Raw genomic sequence first — 21,704 nt, 5'->3', positions numbered from 1 at the left:
GCCGACCCCGGGGAAGCGGAGGGATCACGGCCGGCCCCGGGGAAGCGGAGGGATCGCGGCCGACCCCGGGGAAGCGGAGGGACTGCTGTCGGCCCCTGAGGAATGCCGGGACCGCGGCCGGCCCGGCCCCTGCGGGAGGGGGCTGTATATAAATGTTGAAGTGCGTATAGACTTCCAGGGTCTCGATCGCCGTCCCCCGACCGTACCCAACAGGAGCGCGACCCATGGCCACAGACCTCATCGGCCGCCACTTCCTCAAGGAGCTGGACTTCACCGCCGAGGAGTTCCGCGGGCTGGTCGCGCTCGCCGCCGAGCTCAAGGCCGCCAAGAAGGCGGGCGCCGAGGTGCAGCGGCTGCGCGGCCGGAACATCGCCCTGATCTTCGAGAAGACCTCGACCCGCACCCGCTGCGCCTTCGAGGTCGCCGCCGCCGACCAGGGCGCCTCCACGACCTACCTGGACCCCTCGGGCTCCCAGATGGGCCACAAGGAGTCCGTCAAGGACACGGCCCGTGTCCTCGGCCGGATGTTCGACGGGATCGAGTACCGGGGGGACAGCCAGGCCGCCGTCGAGGAGCTCGCCGCCTTCGCGGGCGTGCCCGTCTTCAACGGCCTCACCGACGACTGGCACCCCACCCAGATGCTCGCCGACGTGCTCACCGTGACCGAGCACACCGACAAGCCGCTGGACCGGGTCGCCTTCGCCTACCTCGGCGACGCCCGCTTCAACATGGGCAACTCCTACCTGGTCACCGGCGCCCTGCTCGGCATGGACGTCCGGATCGTCGCCCCGGAGGCGTACTGGCCGTCCGGGGACGTCGTCGAGCGGGCCCGGAAGCTCGCCGAGGCCAGCGGCGCCACCGTCACCCTCACCGAGGACGTGGCGGAGGGGGTCCGGGGAGCCGACTTCGTGGCCACCGACGTCTGGGTCTCCATGGGCGAGCCCAAGGAGGTCTGGGACGAGCGGATCGCCGCCCTCGCCCCGTACTCCGTGACCATGGACGTGCTGCGGGCCACCGGGAACCCGGACGTCGGGTTCCTGCACTGCCTGCCCGCCTTCCACGACCTGGGCACCGCCGTCGGCCGCGACATCCACGCCCGGCACGGCCTGACCGAGCTGGAGGTCTCCGACGAGGTCTTCGAGTCGGCCCACTCGATCGTCTTCGACCAGGCCGAGAACCGGATGCACACCATCAAGGCGGTCCTGGTCGCCACCATGGCGGGTCCGGGCACGGGCACGGGTCCGGGCACGGGCACGGGCACGGGGGCCGACGCCGGCATCGGGGCATAGCGTTGCGCCCGATTGGGTGAAGATGCGGGGTGCGGTTTACGATCGCACGGTTCAGGGGGGTTCGGGCAGGTAAGCCCGAACCCCCCTCACGCGTGCACGCACCAGAAACGAGAACCCCCGCATGACCCCGTCCGCCGCGCGGATCAAGACACCGCAGCAGCTCCTCGCCGAATCCGGCGCCGACCTCGAAGGCCACGGCCTCAAGCGCACCATGGGCCTCTTCCAGCTCATCTGCTTCGGCGTCGGCGCGATCGTGGGCACCGGCATCTTCGTCGGCCTCTCCGACAGCGTCGCGGAGGCCGGCCCCGCGGTCGTGGTCTCCTTCGTGCTCGCCGCGATCACCTGCGTCTTCACCGCCTTCTCCTTCGCGGAGCTGGGCGGCGCGATCCCGGTCTCGGGCTCCTCGTACTCCTTCGCCTACGCGAGCCTCGGCGAGCGGGCCGCCTTCCTCGTCGGCTGGTGCCTGCTCCTGGAGTACGGCGTGTCCGTCTCCGCCGTCGCGGTCGGCTGGAGCCAGTACCTCAACGAGCTCCTGAACAGCCTGACCGGATGGCAGCTGCCCGCCGCGCTCTCCGCCGGACCGGGCGAGGGCGGCGCGGTCAACCTGCCCGCCGTGGTCGTGATCCTGCTCGCGGCCACCCTCCTCGTGCGCGGGGTCCGGGAGAGCGCCCGGGCGACCGCCGCCATGGCCGTCCTCAAGATCGGCATCCTGGTCGTCTTCTGCGCCGTCGGCTTCACCGCCTTCCAGGACGGGCACCTCTCGCCGTTCACGGGCAGCGGCGCCGCCGGCATCACCGCCGGCGCCTCCGTGGCCTTCTTCTCGTACATCGGCTTCGACGCGATCACCACGGCCGGCGAGGAGGTGAAGAACCCGCGCCGCGACATCCCGATCGCCATCCTCGTCTGCATCGGGCTCGTCACCCTGCTCTACTGCGCGGTCGCGCTCTCCGCGATCGGGGCGATCGGCCCCGACGCCGTCGCGAACAGCCCGGCCGCGCTCTCGGTCGTCGTGGACGAGGTCACCGGTTCGTCCGTCGGCGGCGGGATCGTCGCCTTCGGCGCGGTCGTCGCCATCGCGTCCGTCGTCCTCGCGGTGATGTACGGCCAGACCCGCATCCTGATGTCGATGTCCCGCGACGGGCTCGTCCCCCGGGTCTTCGAGCGGGTCTCCCCGAAGACCTCGACCCCCGTCGCCAACACCTGGATCGTCGCCGCCGTCTTCGCCGTGCCGGCCGCCTTCGCCCCGCTCGACGTGGTCGTCGACCTGACCACCATCGGCACCCTCGCCGTCATGGCGGTCGTCAACCTCGCGGTGATGGTGCTGCGCCGCCGCGCCCCCGAGCTGCCGCGCTCCTTCCGGGTGCCGCTCTTCCCGCTGAGCCCGGTGCTCGGCATCGGCTTCTGCCTGTACCTGATCTGGGGCACGGGCTGGTCGACCTGGCTGCAGTTCGCGGTGTTCCTGCTCGTGGGCGGGCTGCTCTACGCGGTCTACGGGCGCCGCAACTCGCGGCTCGTCACACCGCCGGGAGCGTGAACCAGGCCGCCTTGCCGCCCGCGGTCGGGCGGTGACCGCAGGCGCTGCTGAGCGCCCGGACCAGGAGGAGGCCGCGGCCGTGCTCCTGCCAGGGGTCGACCTCGGTGTCCGGGTCGGGGTGGACGATCCGGCCGGGCGCCGGGTCGTGGACCTCGACCCGGCAGTCGCCGGACGCCGTGCGCGGCTCGACGACCAGCTCGATGGGCCCCCGGCCCGCGGTGTGCCGGACGGCGTTCGCGACGAGCTCGGCGGTGAGCAGCTCCGCCGTGTCGGCCTCGCCGGGCGCGGTACGGGCGAGGGCGTCGCGGACGAGCGTGCGGGCGATCGGGACGGCGGCGGTCGTGTGCGGCAGCCGGACGCGCCAGGAGGCCGGCGATCCGGCGCCGGCGGGCCCGGCGGAGCCGGAGCCGGAGCCGGAGTCAGCGGCGTCAGCGGCTTCGGTGGCGTCGGCGGCTTCGGTGGAGTCGATGGTTTCGGGCATGGGAGGCAGGTTCCCTTCGCCGGGCGGGCGGATGGGGGAGGAGGGGGCGGGGGCGGGGCCCCGAGACGTCCTGCCTCCGACGCTACGGAGGGGACGGCTCCTTCCCCAGGGCACCCCCTCCCCTCCCGGTGAGGACTTCCGTACCCATTTCGCGGGGTCCTGTGGGCTCCCGACCCCCCTTTGTCGCGTACTCGTGACGATGGTCACACAACGGTGATACGCTCCGGTGCGGAGAAAGGAGGCCGTTCCGGATGAGCCCTTTCACCGGTTCCGCGTCCCGCACCGCCCGCTGGCGCCACCTGCGCCTGGACATCGACGGGGGCGTCGCCACCGTCACCCTCGCCCGGCCCGCGAAACTCAACGCCCTCACCTTCGGCGCCTACGCCGACCTGCGCGACCTCCTCGCCGAACTCTCCCGCGAGCGGGCCGTCCGCGCCCTCGTCCTCGGCGGCGAGGGCCGCGGCTTCTGCTCCGGCGGCGACGTGGACGAGATCATCGGCGCCACCCTCTCCCTCGACACCGCCCGGCTCCTCGACTTCAACCGGATGACCGGCCAGGTCGTCCGCGCCCTGCGCGAATGCCCCTTCCCCGTCGTCGCGGCCCTCCACGGCGTCGCCGCGGGCGCCGGGGCCGTCCTGGCCCTCGCCGCCGACTTCCGGATCGCCGACCCCACCACCCGCTTCGCCTTCCTCTTCACCCGGGTCGGCCTCTCCGGCGGCGACATGGGCGCCGCCTACCTGCTGCCCCGGGTCGTCGGCCTCGGCCACGCCACCCGGCTCCTCATGCTGGGCGAGCCCGTCCACGCCGCCGAGGCCGAGCGCATCGGCCTCCTCAGCGAACTCACCGAGGAGGGCGCCGCCGACGCCCGCGCCGACGCCCTCGCCCGCCGCCTCGCGGACGGCCCCGCGCTCGCCCTCGCCCAGACCAAGGCCCTGCTCACCGCCGAACTCGACATGCCCCTCGCCGCCTCGGTCGAACTGGACGCGGCCACCCAGGCCCTCCTGATGCACGGCGAGGACTACGCGGAGTTCCACACCGCCTTCACGGAGAAGCGCCCCCCGACATGGCGGAGCCGGTAACCGCGCCGGGGCCCCCGGACCCCCACCGGCCCCGGACCGCGCCCCCGTCCCCGTCCCGCATCGCCGTCGTCGGCGGCGGCCCCGGCGGGCTCTACGCCGCCGCCCTGCTCAAACGGCGCGACCCCCGGCGCGAGGTCACCGTCTGGGAGCGCAACGCGCCCACCGACACCTTCGGGTTCGGCGTCGTCCTCTCCGACGAGACCCTCGGCGGGATCCGGGACGCCGACCCCGTCGTGTACGCGGCGCTCGACCGCGAACTCGTCCGCTGGGACGACATCGACGTCGTCCACCGGGGCCACCGCACCACCTCCACCGGCCACGCCTTCGCCGCCCTCGGCCGCCGCCGGCTCCTGGAGCTCCTGCACGCCCGCTGCGCCGACCTCGGCGTCCGCCTCCGCTTCCGCGCCGAGGCGCCGCCCGCCGCCGAACTCGCCGCCGGACACGACCTGGTCGTCGCCGCCGACGGCGTCCACAGCCGCACCCGCGAGACGTACGCCGCGCACTTCCGCCCCCGGATCACCACCCACCGCTGCCGCTACATCTGGCTCGCCGCCGACTTCGCCCTCGACGCCTTCCGCTTCGAGACCGCCGAGACCGGACACGGCGTGGCCCAGCTCCACGCCTACCCCTACGCGGCGGGCTCCTCCACCGTCATCGTCGAGATGCGCGAGGAGGTCTGGCGCGCCGCCGGCCTCCACGCCCTGGACGAGGCCGGGTCCGCCGCCCGCTGCGCCGAGATCTTCGCCGGGGCGCTCGGCGGCCGGAGGCTGCGCGCCAACAACTCCGCCTGGACCGCCTTCCGCACGGTCGTCAACGACCGCTGGTCGTACGGCAACACCGTCCTCGTCGGCGACGCCGCCCACACCGCGCACTTCTCCATCGGCTCCGGCACCAAACTGGCCGTCGAGGACGCCCTCGCCCTCGCCGACAGCCTCGACGGACACCGCGCCCCGGACGAGGCCCTGGCCGCCTACGAGACCGGCCGCCGCCCCGTCGTCGCGTCCATCCAGCGCGCGGCCGCCGCCAGCCTGCACTGGTTCGAGGAGATCGCGCGCCACGTCGACCGGCCGCCCCGCCGCTTCGCCTTCGACCTGCTCACCCGCAGCCGCCGCGTCACCCACGCCAACCTGCGCCTGCGCGACCCCGCCTTCACCGCCACCGTCGAGGACGACTTCGGCTGCCCGCCCGGCACCCCGCCCATGTTCACCCCCTTCCGGCTGCGCGGACTGACCCTGCGCAACCGGATCGTGGTCTCCCCCATGGACATGTACGTCGCGGAGGACGGCGTCCCGGGCGACTTCCACCTCGTCCACCTGGGCTCCAGGGCCCTCGGCGGCGCCGGACTCGTCATGACCGAGATGGTCTGCGTCAGCCCCGGCGGCCGCATCACCCCCGGCTGCACCGGTCTCTGGACCGACGGACAGGCCGCCGCCTGGCGCCGGATCACCGACTTCGTCCACACGGGCGCGCCCGGCACCGCGATCGGCGTCCAGCTCGGCCACGCCGGCCGCAAGGGCTCCACCCGGCGCATGTGGGAGGGGATCGACCAGCCGCTGCCCGAGGGCAACTGGCCGCTCGTCGCCGCCTCGCCCCTCCCGTACCGGCCCGGCGTCAACCAGACCCCGGCCGCCCTCGACCGCGCCGGACTCGCCGCCGTGCGCGAGGAGTTCGCGGCCGCCGCCCGGCGCGCCGCCCGCGGCGGCTTCGACCTCCTCGAACTGCACGCCGCCCACGGCTATCTGCTCTCCGGCTTCCTCTCCCCCCTCACCAACCACCGCACCGACGCCTACGGCGGCGACCTCCGGGGACGCCTCCGCTTCCCCCTCGAAGTCCTCGACGCGGTACGGGAGGCGTGGCCCGACGACCGGCCCCTGACCGTCCGGATCTCGGCCACCGACTGGGCCGGGGGCGGCACCAGCGCCGAGGACGCCGTCGCGACCGCCCGCGCCCTCGCCGCGCACGGCGCCGACGCGATCGACGTCTCCACCGGCCAGGTCGTCCCCCACGAGACCCCCGCGTACGGCCGCTCGTACCAGACCCCGTACGCCCACCGCATCCGCAACGAGACCGGGATCCCCGTGATCGCGGTCGGCGCGATCTCCTCCTGGGACGACGTCAACTCCCTCCTCCTGGCCGGCCGCGCCGACCTCTGCGCCCTCGCCCGCCCCCACCTCTACGACCCCCACTGGACCCTCCACGCGGCGGCCGAACAGGGCTACGAGGGCCCGGCGGCCCCCTGGCCCGCCCCGTACCGCGCGGGCAGCCGCCGCCCGCCCACCGGCCGCCGCGACTAGGACCCGCCGGACGGATCCCGCTGGACGGATCCCGCCGGACGACCCGCGCGCCCTACTCCCCGTCCCCGGCCAGGAAGGGTCGTACGAACTCCGCGCCCCGGTCCCGCAGCAGCTCGTGCAGGGCCGTGAAGGCCTCCGCCGAGCGGCGGCCCGGCCAGTCGTCCGGGAGGAGTTCGGCCGGGAGGACCGGGTCCGCGTACGGCAGGCGGCGCCAGGAGTCGAGGGCGAGCAGGTAGGCGCGGTAGGCGTCCCCGGGATCGCCCGGATCCTTCCGCCACGCCCGCAGGACCGGCTCGTGGACCTTCAGGAACTCCTCGTGCAGGGCGGCGATCGCCGGCAGGTCCCACCAGCGGGCCGCCGCCTCGGCCGTCGCCGCGTACCCCAGGTGGTCGCCCCGGAAGAGGTCGACGTACGGGGAGAGTTCCAGCCGTTCCAGGGTGTTGCGGGTCTCCTCGTACAGACGGGCGGGCGCGATCCAGACGCCCGGCGCGGCCGTCCCGAAGCCGAGGCGGGCGAGCCGGGAGCGCAGCAGGTGCCGCTTGTGCCGCTCGGCCTCGGGCACCGAGAAGACGGCCAGGACCCACCCCTCGGACAGCTTCGGCTCGCTCCGGGCGTAGATCCGGCGGTCGCCGTCGTCCAGGAGCCGGCGGGCGTCGTCCGAGAGGGCGTACCCGGCGGCCCCGTCCGCCGTGCGGCGCGGCAGCAGCAGCCCGCGCCGCTTGAGCCGCGACACCGAGGAGCGCACCGAGGGCGCGTCCACGCCGACGACGGCGAGCAGCCGGACGAGCCCGGCCACCGGCACCGGCGAGCCGTCGGGGGTGCGCCCGTACGCGCCGTAGAGGGAGACGATCAGGGATCGGGGGGTGTGCTGCTCGGCCACGTGATCACTTTAGGCGGTGGGTGCGGGGGATGTGCACACGTCAGACGAGGTCGCGCCGGGCGCGGGCGCCCCCGCGCGCCGGGTCACACCGGCTCCCGCAGCCGGAAGCGCTGGAGCTTGCCCGTCGCCGTGCGCGGCAGCGCGTCCAGGAAGACGATCTCGCGGGGCGACTTGTACGGGGCGAGGCGGGCCCGCACGAAGGCGCGCAGCGCGGCGGCCGTGCTGGAGTCGCGCGACACCCCGTCCCGTACGACGGCGTAGGCCACGACGACCTGGCCGCGCAGGTCGTCCGGGCGGCCCACCACCGCCGTCTCCACCACGTCGGGGTGGTCGAGGAGGACCTCCTCGACCTGGGGCCCCGCGATGTTGTACCCGGCCGAGATGATCATGTCGTCGGCCCGGGAGACGTAACGGAACCAGCCGTCGGGTTCGCGGACGTACGTGTCGCCCGTGACGTTCCAGCCGTCCCGCACGTACTCGGCCTGGCGCGGATCGTCCAGGTAGCGGCAGCCGACCGGGCCGCACACGGCGAGCAGCCCCTCCTCGCCGTCCGGGACCTCCCGGCCCTCCCGGTCGACGACCCTGGCCCGCCAGCCGGGGACCGGGCGGCCGGTGGTGCCGGGGCGGATGTCGCCGTCGGCGGCCGAGAGGAAGATGTGCAGCAGCTCGGTCGCGCCGATGCCGTTGATCAGGCGCAGACCCGTACGGGCGTACCAGGACCGCCAGGTCGCCTCCGGCAGGTTCTCCCCGGCCGAGACGCAGCGGCGCAGCGAGCCGGTCTCCGGGGCGATGCCCCGGGTCAGCTCGTCGAGCATGACCCGGTAGGCGGTCGGGGCGGTGAAGAGCACCGAGACCCGGTGCCGCGCGATCGCGGCGAGGAGCTGTTTCGGGCCGGCCTGTTCGAGGAGGACCGCGCTCGCCCCGGCCCGCAGGGGGAAGACGACGAGCCCGCCGAGGCCGAAGGTGAAGGCGAGCGGCGGCGAACCGGCGAAGACGTCGTCGGGCAGCGGGCGCAGGACGTGCGCGGAGAAGGTGTCGGCGACGGCCAGGACGTCCCGGTGGAAGTGGACGCAGCCCTTGGGACGTCCGGTGGTGCCGGAGGTGAAGGCGACGAGGGCCACGTCGTCGGCGGCGGTCGGCACCGCCTCGTACGGGCCGGGGCGGCGGTCGGCGAGGACGAGCAGGTCGTCCGGTCCCCCTCCGCCGAACGGGGTGATCCGGAGGCCGGGGATCCGGGCCGCGCGGAGCTCGTCGAGGAAGTGGGCGTCGCAGAGCGCGTGGGTGCAGCGGGCCGCGTCCGCCATGACGGCCAGTTCGGGGGCGCGCTGCTGGGCCAGAACGGTGACGGCGACCCCGCCCGCCTTCATCACGGCGAGCCAGCAGGCGGCCAGCCAGGGGGTGGTCGGTCCGCGCAGGAGCACCCGGTTGCCGGGCACGAGCCGCAGGTCGGCGGTGAGGACGTGGGCTATCCGGTCGACCCGGTCGAGCAGCTCCCCGTAGCTCCAGACCCCGCCCTCGCCGTCGTGGAAGGCGGGCCGGTCGGGGCCGAACCGCTCCACCGTGCGGTCGAGGAGTTCGGCTCCGCAGTTGAGCCGGTCGGGGTACGCGAGCCCGGGGAGGTCGAAGAGGAGCCGCGGCCACCGCTCCGGCGGCGGCAGCCGGTCGCGGGCGAAGGTGTCGAGGTGCGCCGAGGGTGTCAGCTCCATGGGTCCGTCCCCCTGTCGTGGTGGGGTCGCCCGTCGCTCCACGAGCGTATCGTGACGGTGACGACAGTCAATGGTTCGCGACAAGGGCGATCGGGGCCGCCGGACCGGGGGCGCCGAAAGGCGCCGGGACCGGGATCGGGACCGGAGCCGGGATCGGAGCCGGGCCGCCGGGGCGCGTCGGCGGGAGGGCGCGGGAAGGCGTGGGTACGGGAGTGCTGGAGGCCACCGGTACGAAGGCGTCCGGGGGCGCCGGGACGAGGGCGTCCGGGGCGTCCGGGGTGACCGGGGTGACCAGGACGGGGGCGCGGGGGCGCGCCCCGGCCGGGACGCCGCGGCACGCGGGGACGGAGGCGCCGCAAGGCGCCGCTACGAGGGCGCCGGGAAGCGGCGCCGCGACGGAGGCGCCCGAGGGTGCCGCGACGGAGGCGCCGTAAGGCGGCGCTGTGACGAGGGCGCCCGAGGGCGCCGGAGAGGGCCCGCATGCCCGCATTCTCGCTCGATCCGGAACAGACCACCTGGTGTGCGGAGCTCCGCGCCCTCACCGCCGAACGCCTGAAGCCCCTCGCCGACCGGGGCGAACCCGGCCGGGTCAACCGCCCCCTCGTCGCCGCCCTCGGCGACCTCGGCCTCCTCTCCCGCCTCTTCGGGGCCGGCGCCCTCGACCTCTGCCTCCTGCGCGAGTCCCTCGCCCGGGTCTGCACCGAGGCCGAGACCGCCCTCGCCCTCCAGGGCCTCGGCACCCACCCCGTCGCCGCCTTCGGCACCCCCGCCCAGCGCGCCCGCTGGCTCCCCGGGGCCACCGCGGGACGGGCCGTCGCCGCCTTCGCGCTCTCCGAACCGGACGCCGGCTCCGACGCCGCCGCCCTCGCCCTCGACGCCGTCCCCGACGGCCGCGGCGGCTGGCGCCTGCACGGCGAGAAGCGCTGGATCTCCAACGCCCCCGAGGCCGACTTCGCCACCGTCTTCGCCCGCACCACCCCCGGGGCCGGCGCCCGGGGCGTCACCGCCTTCCTCGTCCCCGCCGACCGCCCCGGCCTCGGCGGCGAACCGCTCGACATGCTCGCCCCGCACGCCCTGGGCACCCTCACCTTCGACGGCGTCCCCGTCGGCCCCGACGACCTCCTCGGCGCCCCGGACGAGGGCTTCCGGGTCGCCATGCGCACCCTGAACCTCTTCCGCCCCAGCGTCGGCGCCTTCGCCGTCGGCATGGCCCAGGCCGCCCTCGACGCGGCCCTCGCCCACACCGCCGCCCGCCCCGCCTTCGGCGGCGTCCTCGCCGACCTCCAGGCCGTCTCCCACCGGATCGCCGAGATGGCCACCCGTACCGAGGCCGCCCGCCTCCTCGTCCACGCGGCGGCGAGCGCGTACGACCGGGGCGACCCGGACGTGCCCCGGCGCTCCGCCATGGCCAAGCTCCTCGCCACCGAGACGGCCCAGTACGTCGTCGACTCCGCCGTCCAGCTGCACGGCGCCGCCGCCCTCCAGCGCGGCCACCTCCTGGAGCACCTCTACCGCGAGGTCCGCGCGCCCCGGATCTACGAGGGGGCCACCGAGGTCCAGCGCACGATCATCGCCAAGGACCTGTACGCGCGCCACCACGAGGAAGCCCGTCACCCTGGGGAACGGGGACACGCCTCCCCCCGGAAGGAGCCGGCCCCATGAGCCTGCACCGCCACAACCCCGCCGACCTCGCCCCGCCCACCGGCTTCAGCCACGCCGTCACCGCCACCGGCACCCGCTTCGTCTTCCTCGCCGGACAGACCGCGCTCGACTCTGACGGCGCGGTCGTGGGGGAGACCCTCACCGAGCAGTTCACCACCGCCCTCGCCAACCTCCTCACCGCCCTGCGCCACGCCGGCGGCACCCCCGCCGACCTCGCCCGGGTCACCGTCTACGCCACCGACGTCGAGGACTACCGCGCCCACGCCCACGAACTGGGCCTCGTCTGGCGGAGGCTGGCGGGCCGTGACTACCCGGCGATGGCCGTCATCGGGGTCGTACGCCTCTGGGACGAACAGGCCCTGGTGGAGCTGGACGGCTTCGCCGTCCTGGACGAACCCGCGCACGCTTGATCAACTGGTCGGCCTCCCGGGCCGGGCTTAGTGTCGAAAAGGTGGGCCGACCGGCCCACGGCTCCCTCCCGTGAGGGCGTTACGCGCCATGACCGCTCATGTCTAGCACCCCGAAGCCGACGACTCCCGCGGCGACCGCGCCCCGCGGAAGCGGAGGAGACGGCAAGGGCATCGCCCTGTTCGTGATCGCCTCCTGCCAGCTGATGGTCGTCCTCGACATCACGATCGTGAACATCGCGCTCCCGCACATCCAGAGCGCCCTCGACTTCTCGACCACCAGCCTGGCCTGGGTCGTCAACGCCTACACGCTCACCTTCGGCGGCCTCCTGCTCCTCGGCGGGCGCTTCGGCGACATCCTGGGCCGCCGCCGGGTCTTCATGTTCGGCGTGCTCCTCTTCGGACTGGCCTCGCTCTTCTGCGGGTTAGCCCAGAGCGAGTGGCAACTCCTCGCCGCCCGCGCCCTCCAGGGCGTCGGCGGCGCCATCGCCTCGCCGACCTCGCTCTCCCTCATCACCACGACCTTCGACGAGGGCCCCGAACGCAACCGCGCCTTCGGGGTGTTCGCCGCCGTCTCGGCCGGCGGCAGCGCGATCGGCCTGGTGGCCGGCGGCATGCTCGTCCAGTGGCTCGACTGGCGCTGGATCTTCTTCGTCAACGTGCCCATCGCCCTGATCATCGCCTTCCTGACGCCCCGGCACGTCAAGGAGTCGGAGCCGAGCCCCGGCCACTTCGACCTCACCGGCGCGCTCACCTCGACGATCGGCATGGTGGCCCTGGTGTACGGGTTCATCCGCGCCGCGGACAAGGGCTGGCGCGATCCGTACACGATCGGCTCGTTCGTCGCGGCGGTCGTCTTCCTGGCCGCGTTCATCCTGGTCGAACGGCGCTCCCAGCAGCCGATCACCCCGCTGCGCATGTTCGCCGACCGCAACCGCTCGGGCACCTACGCCATCATGCTGTGCCTGGCGGCGGCGATCTTCGGCATGTTCTTCTTCCTCACCCTCTTCGTGCAGCAGGTGCTCGGCTTCAGCCCGCTGCGGGCGGGCCTCGCGTTCCTGCCGGTCAGCGCGATCATCGCGGTCGGCGCCGGACTCACCTCCAACCTGCTGCCCCGGTACGGCCCGAAGCCCTTCATGGTGACGGGCTCGGTCCTGGCCGCCGCGGGCCTCGCCTGGCTGACCCTGACGGACGTGCGCTCCACCTACCTGGGGAGCATCCTCGGCCCGATTCTGGTCTTCGGCCTGGGCATGGGCCTGATGTTCGTCTCGCTGACCATCATGGCCCTCTCCAACGTCGAACCGCGCGACTCGGGCGCCGCGTCCGGCCTGCTCAACGCCATGCAGCAGGTCGGCGGCTCGCTCGGCCTGTCGATCCTGGTCACGGTCTTCGGCACGGCCAGCCGCAACGAGGCGGAGAAGCAGGTCCCGGCCTTCCTCTCCCAGGCGGGCCCCCTGGAGAAGGCCCGGTTCGCCGAGACCGGCCAGCTCCCGCCGCCCTGGAGCGACCAGGTACTGGCCTCCGGCGTCTCGGCGGGCTTCGTCACGGCGGCGATCTTCGCCGCGGTGGCCGCCCTGATCGCCCTCGTCGTCATCCAGGTCCGCGCCTCGGACATCGAACGCCTCAAGGGCGGCGCGGGCATGATGCCGGGCGGCTAGTGCTCCGACCGCATTGGTTCGCCGGGTTCAGTCCGGTGGACGAGGGCCCACGCCGGCGACCGTGCCGGTCCAGCAGCCCGGTTGGCCGGATTCGCTCCAGAGGACCTTGAGCTGTCTGCGGGTGAGTTCTTCCGCTTTCTGGAGGAGGGCCGTCTGTGCGAGATCCGGCTCGGACGAGGACGGAGGATCGACGAGTGCGCCGTCGGCAACGCCGGCTGGTCCGGTGAAGTAGACGGCGTACCGCCACTTGCCCGGCGTTCGGTACAGGACCAGGGTCGTCGGTTTCCCGAGAGTGCGCCGGTACGGCTGTCGCTTGCTTGGCATGCCGGCACGGTACTGCTCTTGGTCGGACTCGCCGCTCATGCGGCGTTGGACAGAGGCCGACCGCCGCAGCGGAGGCCCTTCTCGCCCGGCGCCGGATCGTCTCGCCCTCGTGGGTGGACAGGTTGTCCAGGATGACGTGGATCGGGACGCCGTCCGGGCGGGCCACGCGAATCGACCGGAGGACGGCCGGGGTGTTCACGGCTCCTTTCTCGCGGCGGTTGACGCCTCACAAGGTGTCGTCGCCGACGGAGCAACAGCTGTGGAAGTACCGGACGCCGTGGGTGCGGTGGTAGGTCGCGGGGTGCCGTTCGGGGTGACCCGCCGATGCCCAGCCGGAGCCGCCGGTTAGGGCGGATCCCGAGCGGCCCGAACTCGTCGAACGCAAACACCCGGTCGGGGAACCGCTCCAGAACGTGCTCGATGCGGTTGAGCTTGATGTCTCGGCCGGGGTCCGGCGACTCCTTCCAGGCCTTGGTGCGCTGGAAGGTGATGCCTCGGCGGGCGAGGGCCGTCTGGACGACGAAGTTCTCGTCGTCAGGGCTGAACAGGTGAGGGCGGCCTCCCGCCCACCGGGCGCCCAGACAGGCCAGGCCGATCTGGTCGAACCGGTGGATCACGTCACGGATGGCGTCCCCGTCGACCTGCACCAGCTGGGTGATCACCGGGACCCGGTTCCCGCCGACCGAGGCCAGCAGCATCATCGCGCGCCGGTAGCGCACCGAACTGGTACCGCCCCGGCGCACGATCTGCTGCAGCTTCTGCCCTTCCCGGTCAGAGCACTAGGACGTCGGTTCGGGCTTCGACCGGGCGTACGGCGCGTCCGGGCAGGCGGCGTCCGGCGGGGCGAGCTTCAGGTAGGCGGTCGCGTACTGCGGGTTCTCGATCCGCCTGCCCGGCGCGGGCTCCTGGAAGCAGACCCGCCAGGCGCTCGGGTCGGCGGGCAGCGTGACGTCCGTGTAGACGCTCTCGGGCCGGACCTTGCGGACCCCGACCGCCTCCAGCATCTCCTCGGCCCCGAAGAGGTCCGCCCCGGCGACGCCCGGCATCGACGGCCAGGGAATCTCCTCGCCGTCCGCGCCGGGACAGGGCGCTTCGACCCGCACCACCCCGAGGTCGAGCACGGGCCGCCCTCCGCCCCGCTGTCCGCCCGCCGCCTGGAAGCACACCTTCCACCCGTCCGCGTCCCACTGCCCGTCGTCCCGGTCCGAGGCGTCGTGCGTCACGACGCCGTACCCGGCCCCGTCCGCGATCTCCCGCGCCTCCTTGAGCACCTTCCCCACGAGTTGCGGGGGCCCGGTGGGCGTCGGGGACGCGGAGGGAGCACCCGTGGCCGTGACGGAGGAGGGGGAGGTGGACACCTCCGGCCGGCCGCCGCCCTTCGCCTCGCCGACGCCCGCTCCCGGCCCCCCGGACGGATCGCCGAACAGCAGAAGCCCGCCCCCGAGCGCCACCAGCACGCCCATGACGACGAACCCCGGCCGCCGCCACCAGGGGCGCGCGACGGGCGGAGGGGACGGAGTCGGCGGGGGCACGGGCGCGTAGGGATCCACGCCGGGATCGTAGGCCCGCTCCCCGGGCCACCGCCGACTTATGCCCGTATCAACGACCGCACCGGCCGCGCCGACTGCGCGCGTTGGCCTCGGCGACGAGGGCGCTCAGCAGGTCCGCGCCGGTGAGGGGGTGGAGGTCCGCCGGTGCGACGTCCCACTCGACGCCGCCCCCGAGCGGACGGAGGTGGAGGCACGGACCGTCCGTGCCCGTGACACGGCCCACTAGGTTGCGGGTGGTGTCGAGGACGACCGCGCCCACGCGGGGGAGGCCGTGGTCCTCACCGGTCACCGCGTGAGCCCGTTCAGGATCACCTCGGCGAGCGCGTGGGCGACGGGTGCGGAGCAGACGCCGAGGTGGACGAGGGCGTAGGAGGCCTCGCCCTCGCGCTCGTCCGGCCACGGGCTGCGGATGTCCATGGCGGGGAGCTGCACGCCGGCCCGGGAGAGGGCGGCGGCGAGGGCGTCCCGTGCGTCCAGGGCCTCCTGGATCTTGGGCGTGGTGCTCGGTTCGCGCGGGGTGGGTGGCATGGGTTCACTCCTCGTGGGCCGGTTCCGCCGTTTCACGGACCCGTTGACGTGCGCTGGATTACGCTGCGTAGTCCAGGTGTGACGAGGATGTGCCCGGACGCGGGTGGGCCGGATGTGGACGGGGGAGTACTTCCGCGGCGTACGGCGCCGGTTCCACATCTTCCACGCCGCCCATCGGTACGAACCGTTCGGAGGGGAGCCCCATGCCGCAGCGACGAGTGGTCAGCGGCCGGAGCCAGGAGCCGCGCCAGCGGTTCGCGGAGGAGCTGCACAGACTCCGGACGGCTCGGAAGCTGAGCCTGCGGCAGCTCGGCGAACGGGTGGGCTGGGACTGGTCCCTGTTCGGGAAGATGGAGAAGGGCGAGACGTTGGGCAGCCCGGACGTCGTCCAGGCGCTGGACACGTTCTACGAGGCGCCGGGACTGCTGCTGGCGTTGTGGGAGTTGGCGGCAGGGGACAAGTCGCAGTTCAAGGAGCGGTACCGGCGGTACATGACGCTGGAGTCCGAGGCGGTGTGCCTGTGGCACTTCGGAGTGAGCGCGCTGCCGGGACTGTTGCAGACACCGGAGTACGCGCGGGAAGTGCTGGCCGCGGGCGGTTACAAGGGCAAGGAGCTGGAGCAGCAGATCGAGGCGCGGATGGGTCGGAAGGCGCTGCTGGAGGGAGAGGACGCGCCACCGTTCCGGACCATCCTGTCGGAGGCGGCTTTGCGTACACCGGTGCAAGACGGGCAGGGGTGGCGTGCGCAGTTGGATTACCTGCTGGAGATGTCCGAGCAGCAGAACATCACTGTGCACGTCCTTCTGCAAAGCGCGGGAGTACACGGACTGGTCGGCACGGAGACGTGGTTTCTGCGTCTCATGAACGGTCGTCCGGTGGCTTATACGGAGAACGCCTATAGCGGTGAGCTCATCGAAGAAAGCACGATGATCGAGCGCATGCAGCGTGCCTATGATGTGGTGCGCGACATGGCCCTGTCCCCCGCTGAGTCGCGGAAGTTCATCCTGCGCATGTTGGAGGAAGTGCCGTGCGACCCATCGATCTGAGCGACGTAGCCTGGCGCAAGAGCAGCTACAGCAACCCGGACGGCGGTGCGTGCGTCGAGGTCTCCGACGACTTCGCCCCCCTCGTCGTCCCCGTACGCGACAGCAAGACCCCGCACGGCCCGGCCCTCGTGTTCCCGGCAGGGGGCTGGGCCTCCTTCGTCGCGGCGGTCAGGGGCGGGCGGCTGGACGGCTGAGCGCACACGCACACCGGCCCCCACGAACCTTCGGGTGCGTGGGGGCCGGTGCTCGTTTCTAGACCTGGTCTGACGATTTCAGGCCGAAAGGAAAGTCAACCTTTACATCTGCGATCGACGGCGATCGATAATGAACCGGACAGGTAACGTCCGATTCACTCGGTGCTGCTGAGCGCGCCGCTCACGTTGACGACCTCGTGGCACTCCCGCGCCTGCTGTCCCGTCGCGGGCGTACCGGGCTTCGCGCAGGTCACGTCGATGGTCACGGTGTCCTTCGCGCCGATCCTGATGGGGGTCACCCAGTGGTAGTCCTGGTTGCGGAAGGTCTCCAGCGCGATCGTGGTGATCTTCCGGTCGCCGAAGGTGATGGTCATCACCCCTTCGTCGCCCTGGAAGTTCGCGACCACAATGTCCGTGATCCCGAAGACGGTCTTCTCGGGCACGGTGTACGTCCCGGTCCTGGTCTGCCCGCCGCCCGTCTTCAGGTCGATGGTGGCCGAGCTCTGCTGGCCGGCGCCGGTCGCGGTGCCGCCGGTCGAACCGCCGCCGCCGGTCGAGCCGCCGTCCCCGCCGCCCGGTCCGGCACCCGTCCCCGGCTTCTGGCTGCTGCCGCCGGACGGCCGACCGGTCTCGCCGGTGCCGGAGGACGCCCCGTCCGCACCGCCCTCCGACGGGACGGGACGGGGCTGCACCGCCGCGGTGGCCGCCTCCTTGGCGGCGCTGCGCACGGCCGGACGGACCAGGGTGAACCAGGCGATCAGCAGCGCGAGCAGCGCGGCGAGCAGGATGAGCAGCCACTTCGGGAAGATCGGTATCTGGACGAACTCCGCGTCCAGCGAGGCCCCGGCGAAGGGCTCCTCGGGACGGTCCTCCGCCTCCGCCCGTTCGCCGGTCTCGCGGGTGTCCACGGTGAACGGCCACACCACGGGGTCGCCGAACCACACCGGGCTGGAGGTGCGGACCCGCAGCCGGAGCTGCTTCGACTCCCCGGGCTCCAGGGCCGGTTCCGCGGGGGTGAAGGCGAACCCGAGCTCCTCGCCGGCCTGGCCGGGCGTGAAGCCCACCCGTACCGGGGTGTTGCCCTGGTTGCGGACGGCCAGCAGATAGCGGCCGCGGAGCCAGCCGCGCCGGCGGCGCGGCGACAGCTCGGTCCGCAGCTCGTGGAACTCCCCGATCCGTACGACGGTTTCGAGGACCTTGACCGACTCGGGGTGCTCGGTCGGCAGGATCCGCACGCCGAGCGGCATCTCGCCCGCCCTGACCTCCGGCGAGCGCGGCGGCGCCAGACGGAGCGTCACCGTCTCGGAGGTGCCGGGATAGAGGGAGACCCGCTCGGGCTCCACGGTGGTCCATTCGGCACCGTCACCGACGACCTTCAGGTCGTACGCCTCGACGATGTCGCTGTCGTTGCGGACGGTCAGGGTGGTGGTGGCGATGTCACCCGGCGTCACCGACACGGCCGGGATGTCGAGGCCGGGCGAACCGGGACCGGAGGAGGCTGTGGAAGGCGTCACACGCCCCACCGTAGGAGGCGTGCGGGGCCTGCAGGAGGCACGGGAGGGCAATGTGCGGGCAGCGTCGCTGCACGGCAAGCACAAGTCAACTCTCCGGTAACAATAGATTTCTAGTCTGGAGAGCCGCCTTTCGCGCGCTGTCGACGCGTGGTCGTCTCGCGCTGTGTCTCCCTACCCCCCACCGACTCACGAAAACAGGTGTTCCATGCTCCGCACAGAGGAGAAAGGCCCGGTCACGACCGGCGGTACGGCACACGACGCCGTCCGTGGTCACCCGGTCCACCACCCCTCCGGTTCCGGCCGCCCGCCCCGGATTACCGTGGCCGTCTACGCCGCCGATCCGGTGCTGCGGGTGGGTGTCGTCCAGCAGCTGCGCCAGCGTCCCGAGGCCGAACTGGTCGACGACGCGGACGCGGAGAACGCCCAGGTCTCCCTGGTCGTCGTGGACGGCCTCGACGACGACGTGACCGCCCTGCTGACCCGGCTGCGGTACAACGGCGCCACCCGCGCGGGGCTCGTCATAGGCACCCTCGGCGTCGGCGGCCTCGAACGCGTCATCGAGTGCGGGGTGTCGGCGGTGCTGCGCCGTTCCGAGGCCGACCAGGACCAGCTCGTCCACCTGGTCCTCGCGGTGGCCAACGGCGAGGGAGTGCTCCCCGGCGACCTGCTCGGCGAATTACTCGGTCACGTCGGCAGCCTCCGCCGCTCGGCCCTCGACCCCGGGGCCCTGTCCCTCTCCACCCTCACCGCCCGGGAGGCGGAGATGCTGCGCCTGGTCTCGGAGGGCCTGGACACCTCGGAGATCGCCCGCAAGACCTCGTACTCCGAGCGGACCGTGAAGAACGTCCTGCACGAGATCACCACGCGCCTCCAACTGCGCAACCGCGCCCACGCCGTGGGCTACGCCCTGCGCAACGGGCTCATATGACCCTCCCGCCCGGCACGCCCTCCGGCGGCGGGCGGGAAGGCCGGGGGAAGGCGGCGCTGCCCCAAAGCGCACCCCGCGCTTCCCCCGGGTGCGGCCCCCGGGCCCTGCCCCCGCCCGCGCCGCCGGTGCAGGGTGGCGGGGGCACCTCCCGGTGCCGCACCGGACTGCGAAGGGGACCGTGATGGAAACCGCTGGCCCCGGCGGACGGCACCGCCTCGGGAGACTCGGCTCGTCGCTCCTGCTGCTCGTCCCCCTGCTCGGGGCGACGGGCGCGGCCGGGCCGGGCGGCACCGGGACCGGCCCGGCGGCGGCGGACGCCGCGGACACCACCCGCATCGCCTACGCCGGCACCGGCCACCGCAGCCTCGGCGAGCCCGCCTCCACCACCTCCAGCACCCCGCTGTTCGGTCCCGGCCCCGCCCACTACGACACCGACCCCTCCGCCCTCGGCGACCGGCTGGTCTTCGCGAGCCGCCGCGACGAGAAGCACCCGCAGATCTACCTGCGGGGCGCCGACGGCTCGGTCCTGCGGCTCACCAGCGGCATGGACGCGGCCCACCCCCGGCTCACCCCGGACGGCGGGTCGGTGCTCTTCGACGCGGCCGAGCCGGCCGGCGGCCCCCGGCGCGACCTGTGGCTGGTGCGCACCGACGGCACCGGCCTGACCCGGCTGACGGACACGCCCGCCGCCAGCGAGGAGGACCCGACGGTCTCCCCCGACGGGAGCCGGATCGCCTACAGCAGCGACGCCGACCCCCTCGCCGGTCGGCAGGTCTACGTCCGGGACCTCGCGGGCGGCGCCGCCACCCGGCTCACCGACCCCGCGAACGGCACCGCCTCCGAGCCCGCCTGGAACCCCGTCGACGACGACGTCAACCGCCGGTGGATCGCGTACACGTCGACCACGACCGAGGACGGGCGGACCACCCGGCGGCTGCGGATCGCCGACGGGACCACCGACGAACCGCTGTTCGCCGGCGCCTACGCGAACTGGCGCGGCCACGGGGCGGCGTGGCTGCCCGACGGGGACGGCCTGGTCTTCCTCAGCCCCGAGACCACCTGCGCCTGCAAGGGCGACTACGACCACGTCTTCAGGTCGGTCGTCCACTCCGACCGGGAACCCTCCCTGGTGCTCGACGAGGAGCGCGACGTCCTCTCGCCCACCTGGCTCGGCACCGCCGACGGCGGCCACGCGGTCGTGGAACGCACCTCGGCGGCGACCTCGCACACGGTGACCCTCCAGGACATCCGCTCGGACGGTTCCGACCCGCGCGACCTGGTCCGGAAGATCCTCCGCGAGGACCCCGCGGCCGACACGAACACCGACCCCGCCAAGGACCCGCTCTTCCGGCCCGCGGCCCCGTACGACCCGTGGACCGAACGGCAGAACTACACCCCCGACGGGCGCCGCATCGTCCTCACCCGCTTCGAGGGCCCCGACGACGCGCGGATCGAGCGGATCTGGACGGCCGACGCGGACGGCACGAACGAGGCGCCGATGCCGCTCGCCGGGCGGGGCGAGCGGGACTGGGACACCGACCCGACGTTCTCCCCGGACGGCGCGCACCTCGCCTTCACCCGCACCTCGCCCGGCGGGGTCGGCGAGGCCGCCGGGGACAGCCGCATCCTCGTCGCGGAGGTCGCCACCGGCCGGATCACCGGCGAGATCGTGCCCCCGGCAGGTCAGCTCCGGGGGCAGGACGCCCAGCCGACCTGGTCCTCCGACGGCACCACCCTGGCCTTCACCCGCAACGCGGAGATCGACGGGGGCGGCGGCAACAAGCACGTGTGGACCGCGTCCGTCACCGACCTGACCCGGCAGCGCGACCTCAGCGCCGCGAACTGCCCCGGGGCCTGCGCGGTCATCGACGACAGCCCGGCCTTCTCGCCCGACGGACGTACCGTCGCCTTCAACCGCAAGAACGGCGGCGGCCGGATCGACGAGCAGAACGGCCTCCTCCTCACGTCCGTGTCCGGCGACACCTGCCGGGTCCTGCTGCCCGCCGCCGCCCGCGACCGGGCCGGCGCCTGCGGCCGGGACCTGCCGGACACCACGGCCACCGGACCGCACCAGCCGCGCGACGCGGCCTGGACCGCCGACGGCAGGCGCCTGGTGTTCAGCTCCCGGGCCGGGGCCGCGGTCAACAGCCCCGAGAAGCTGAACGTCCTGGACGTCGGCTCCGGCACCGTCACCCCGCTCACCGCCGGACTCGCGGGACGCCAGAAGGAACCCGCCGTCCAGCAGTCCGTGGACCTCGCCGTCCGGGCGCCCGGCACCACGCCGGAGGTCACCGTCGGCGACTTCGCCACGGTCACCGTCGACGTGGTCAACAACGGTCCCGCCGCCTCGCCCGGCACCCGGCTGACCGTCGCCCCGCCCGCCGGCGTGCGGATCACCGGGATCACCCGGCCCGGCGGCACCTGCGACGCCGCCTCCCTCCAGTGCGACCTCGGAGTCGTCGAGCCCGGCGCCACCGTCCCGGTGGACGTCACGCTCACCGGCGTCACCACCGGCGACGCGCCCGTCGACTGGTCGGTCACCGGTACGGTCCTCGACCCGCTGCCCGGCGACAACGCGGGCCGGACCGTGATCCCCGTACGCGAGGCACCCCCGACCCCGACACCCACCC

The 21,704-nt window shown here is 73.7% G+C and carries 19 protein-coding genes and 1 pseudogene; 11 read left to right on the top strand and 9 right to left on the bottom strand.

Features of this window, described 5'->3' with window-relative positions; genetic code table 11:
- The first annotated feature begins 224 nt into the window (after positions 1-224).
- Together argF and ADL08_RS19400 are read left to right on the top strand one after the other, a co-directional pair.
- Positions 225-1,289, top strand: coding sequence for an ornithine carbamoyltransferase (gene argF, locus ADL08_RS19405; protein ID WP_053644636.1), 1,065 nt, complete (start codon positions 225-227; stop codon positions 1,287-1,289).
- 121 nt (positions 1,290-1,410) lie between these two features.
- A complete protein-coding gene (locus tag ADL08_RS19400) occupies positions 1,411-2,823 on the top strand; it encodes an amino acid permease (RefSeq protein WP_053644634.1) in 1,413 nt (470 codons plus the stop codon).
- On the opposite strand, the gene ADL08_RS19395 is transcribed toward ADL08_RS19400, so the two are convergent.
- Positions 2,804-3,304 carry an ATP-binding protein gene (locus ADL08_RS19395; protein ID WP_078968413.1) on the bottom strand — a complete coding sequence of 167 codons (501 nt, stop codon included), beginning with the start codon at positions 3,302-3,304 and terminating at the stop codon, positions 2,804-2,806. The genes ADL08_RS19400 and ADL08_RS19395 overlap by 20 nt on opposite strands.
- A 251-nt stretch (positions 3,305-3,555) precedes the next feature.
- Between ADL08_RS19395 and ADL08_RS19390 the strand changes: the two genes are divergently transcribed.
- Together ADL08_RS19390 and ADL08_RS19385 are read left to right on the top strand one after the other, a co-directional pair.
- Positions 3,556-4,383, top strand: coding sequence for an enoyl-CoA hydratase family protein (locus tag ADL08_RS19390; protein WP_053644632.1), 828 nt, complete (start codon positions 3,556-3,558; stop codon positions 4,381-4,383).
- Complete coding sequence (locus ADL08_RS19385; RefSeq protein ID WP_053644630.1) at positions 4,368-6,677, top strand: bifunctional salicylyl-CoA 5-hydroxylase/oxidoreductase; 2,310 nt, start codon at positions 4,368-4,370, stop codon at positions 6,675-6,677. The genes ADL08_RS19390 and ADL08_RS19385 overlap by 16 nt, the downstream gene beginning before the upstream one ends.
- Positions 6,678-6,729: 52 nt before the next feature.
- Here the strand turns inward: ADL08_RS19385 and ADL08_RS19380 are convergent, their stop codons facing one another.
- Positions 6,730-7,557: a PaaX family transcriptional regulator C-terminal domain-containing protein gene (locus ADL08_RS19380; protein ID WP_053644628.1), complete on the bottom strand. Its 828-nt coding sequence runs from the start codon at positions 7,555-7,557 to the stop codon at positions 6,730-6,732.
- A gap of 83 nt (positions 7,558-7,640) precedes the next feature.
- The gene (locus ADL08_RS19375; protein ID WP_053644626.1) at positions 7,641-9,263 is read right to left on the bottom strand and encodes an AMP-binding protein; all 1,623 of its coding nucleotides are present in this window, start codon (positions 9,261-9,263) and stop codon (positions 7,641-7,643) included.
- Positions 9,264-9,743: 480 nt separating this feature from the next.
- Between ADL08_RS19375 and ADL08_RS19365 the strand changes: the two genes are divergently transcribed.
- The 3 genes from ADL08_RS19365 (at position 9,744) to ADL08_RS19355 (ending at position 12,990) form a co-directional block, all read left to right on the top strand.
- Complete coding sequence (locus tag ADL08_RS19365; protein WP_053644622.1) at positions 9,744-10,925, top strand: acyl-CoA dehydrogenase family protein; 1,182 nt, start codon at positions 9,744-9,746, stop codon at positions 10,923-10,925.
- Positions 10,922-11,335 carry a RidA family protein gene (locus ADL08_RS19360; protein WP_053644619.1) on the top strand — a complete coding sequence of 138 codons (414 nt, stop codon included), beginning with the start codon at positions 10,922-10,924 and terminating at the stop codon, positions 11,333-11,335. Before ADL08_RS19365 ends, ADL08_RS19360 begins: the two co-directional genes overlap by 4 nt.
- A gap of 98 nt (positions 11,336-11,433) precedes the next feature.
- A complete protein-coding gene (locus ADL08_RS19355; RefSeq protein ID WP_078967963.1) occupies positions 11,434-12,990 on the top strand; it encodes an MFS transporter in 1,557 nt (518 codons plus the stop codon).
- A 27-nt stretch (positions 12,991-13,017) separates the two neighbouring features.
- On the opposite strand, the gene ADL08_RS37235 is transcribed toward ADL08_RS19355, so the two are convergent.
- The 5 genes and pseudogenes from ADL08_RS37235 to ADL08_RS19335 all read right to left on the bottom strand — a co-directional run bounded on the left by ADL08_RS37235 (position 13,018) and on the right by ADL08_RS19335 (position 15,392).
- Positions 13,018-13,353, bottom strand: coding sequence for a hypothetical protein (locus tag ADL08_RS37235; protein WP_159042979.1), 336 nt, complete (start codon positions 13,351-13,353; stop codon positions 13,018-13,020).
- A gap of 1 nt (position 13,354) precedes the next feature.
- A pseudogene (locus ADL08_RS35715) lies at positions 13,355-14,069 on the bottom strand (helix-turn-helix domain-containing protein); the annotation flags it as partial.
- 24 nt (positions 14,070-14,093) lie between these two features.
- A complete protein-coding gene (locus tag ADL08_RS19345) occupies positions 14,094-14,864 on the bottom strand; it encodes a hypothetical protein (RefSeq protein WP_159042978.1) in 771 nt (256 codons plus the stop codon).
- A gap of 49 nt (positions 14,865-14,913) precedes the next feature.
- Positions 14,914-15,153 carry a hypothetical protein gene (locus tag ADL08_RS19340; protein ID WP_234352192.1) on the bottom strand — a complete coding sequence of 80 codons (240 nt, stop codon included), beginning with the start codon at positions 15,151-15,153 and terminating at the stop codon, positions 14,914-14,916.
- The gene (locus tag ADL08_RS19335; protein ID WP_053644611.1) at positions 15,150-15,392 is read right to left on the bottom strand and encodes a hypothetical protein; all 243 of its coding nucleotides are present in this window, start codon (positions 15,390-15,392) and stop codon (positions 15,150-15,152) included. The genes ADL08_RS19340 and ADL08_RS19335 overlap by 4 nt, the downstream gene beginning before the upstream one ends.
- 203 nt (positions 15,393-15,595) lie before the next feature.
- Here ADL08_RS19335 and ADL08_RS19330 point away from each other — a divergent pair, with 203 nt between their 5' ends.
- Together ADL08_RS19330 and ADL08_RS19325 are read left to right on the top strand one after the other, a co-directional pair.
- Complete coding sequence (locus ADL08_RS19330) at positions 15,596-16,438, top strand: helix-turn-helix domain-containing protein (protein ID WP_053644609.1); 843 nt, start codon at positions 15,596-15,598, stop codon at positions 16,436-16,438.
- Entirely contained in the window at positions 16,420-16,632 is a 213-nt protein-coding gene (locus ADL08_RS19325; RefSeq protein WP_053644608.1) for a DUF397 domain-containing protein, read from the top strand. The genes ADL08_RS19330 and ADL08_RS19325 overlap by 19 nt, the downstream gene beginning before the upstream one ends.
- Before the next feature lie 155 nt (positions 16,633-16,787).
- Here the strand turns inward: ADL08_RS19325 and ADL08_RS19320 are convergent, their stop codons facing one another.
- Positions 16,788-18,146, bottom strand: coding sequence for a hydrolytic protein (locus ADL08_RS19320; RefSeq protein WP_078967962.1), 1,359 nt, complete (start codon positions 18,144-18,146; stop codon positions 16,788-16,790).
- Between the two features lie 205 nt (positions 18,147-18,351).
- Here ADL08_RS19320 and ADL08_RS19315 point away from each other — a divergent pair, with 205 nt between their 5' ends.
- Together ADL08_RS19315 and ADL08_RS19310 are read left to right on the top strand one after the other, a co-directional pair.
- Entirely contained in the window at positions 18,352-19,074 is a 723-nt protein-coding gene (locus ADL08_RS19315) for a LuxR C-terminal-related transcriptional regulator (protein WP_078967961.1), read from the top strand.
- Positions 19,075-19,255: 181 nt separating this feature from the next.
- Positions 19,256-21,704, top strand: a 2,449-nt coding sequence (locus ADL08_RS19310; RefSeq protein WP_078970578.1) for a DUF11 domain-containing protein, incomplete at its 3' end; no start/stop codon positions are given.

Source organism: Streptomyces sp. NRRL F-6492 (assembly GCF_001280125.1).
Lineage (GTDB): Bacteria > Actinomycetota > Actinomycetes > Streptomycetales > Streptomycetaceae > Streptomyces.
The sequence above is the reverse complement of the archived record's forward strand: the minus strand, read 5'-3'. Positions and strand labels throughout refer to the sequence as shown.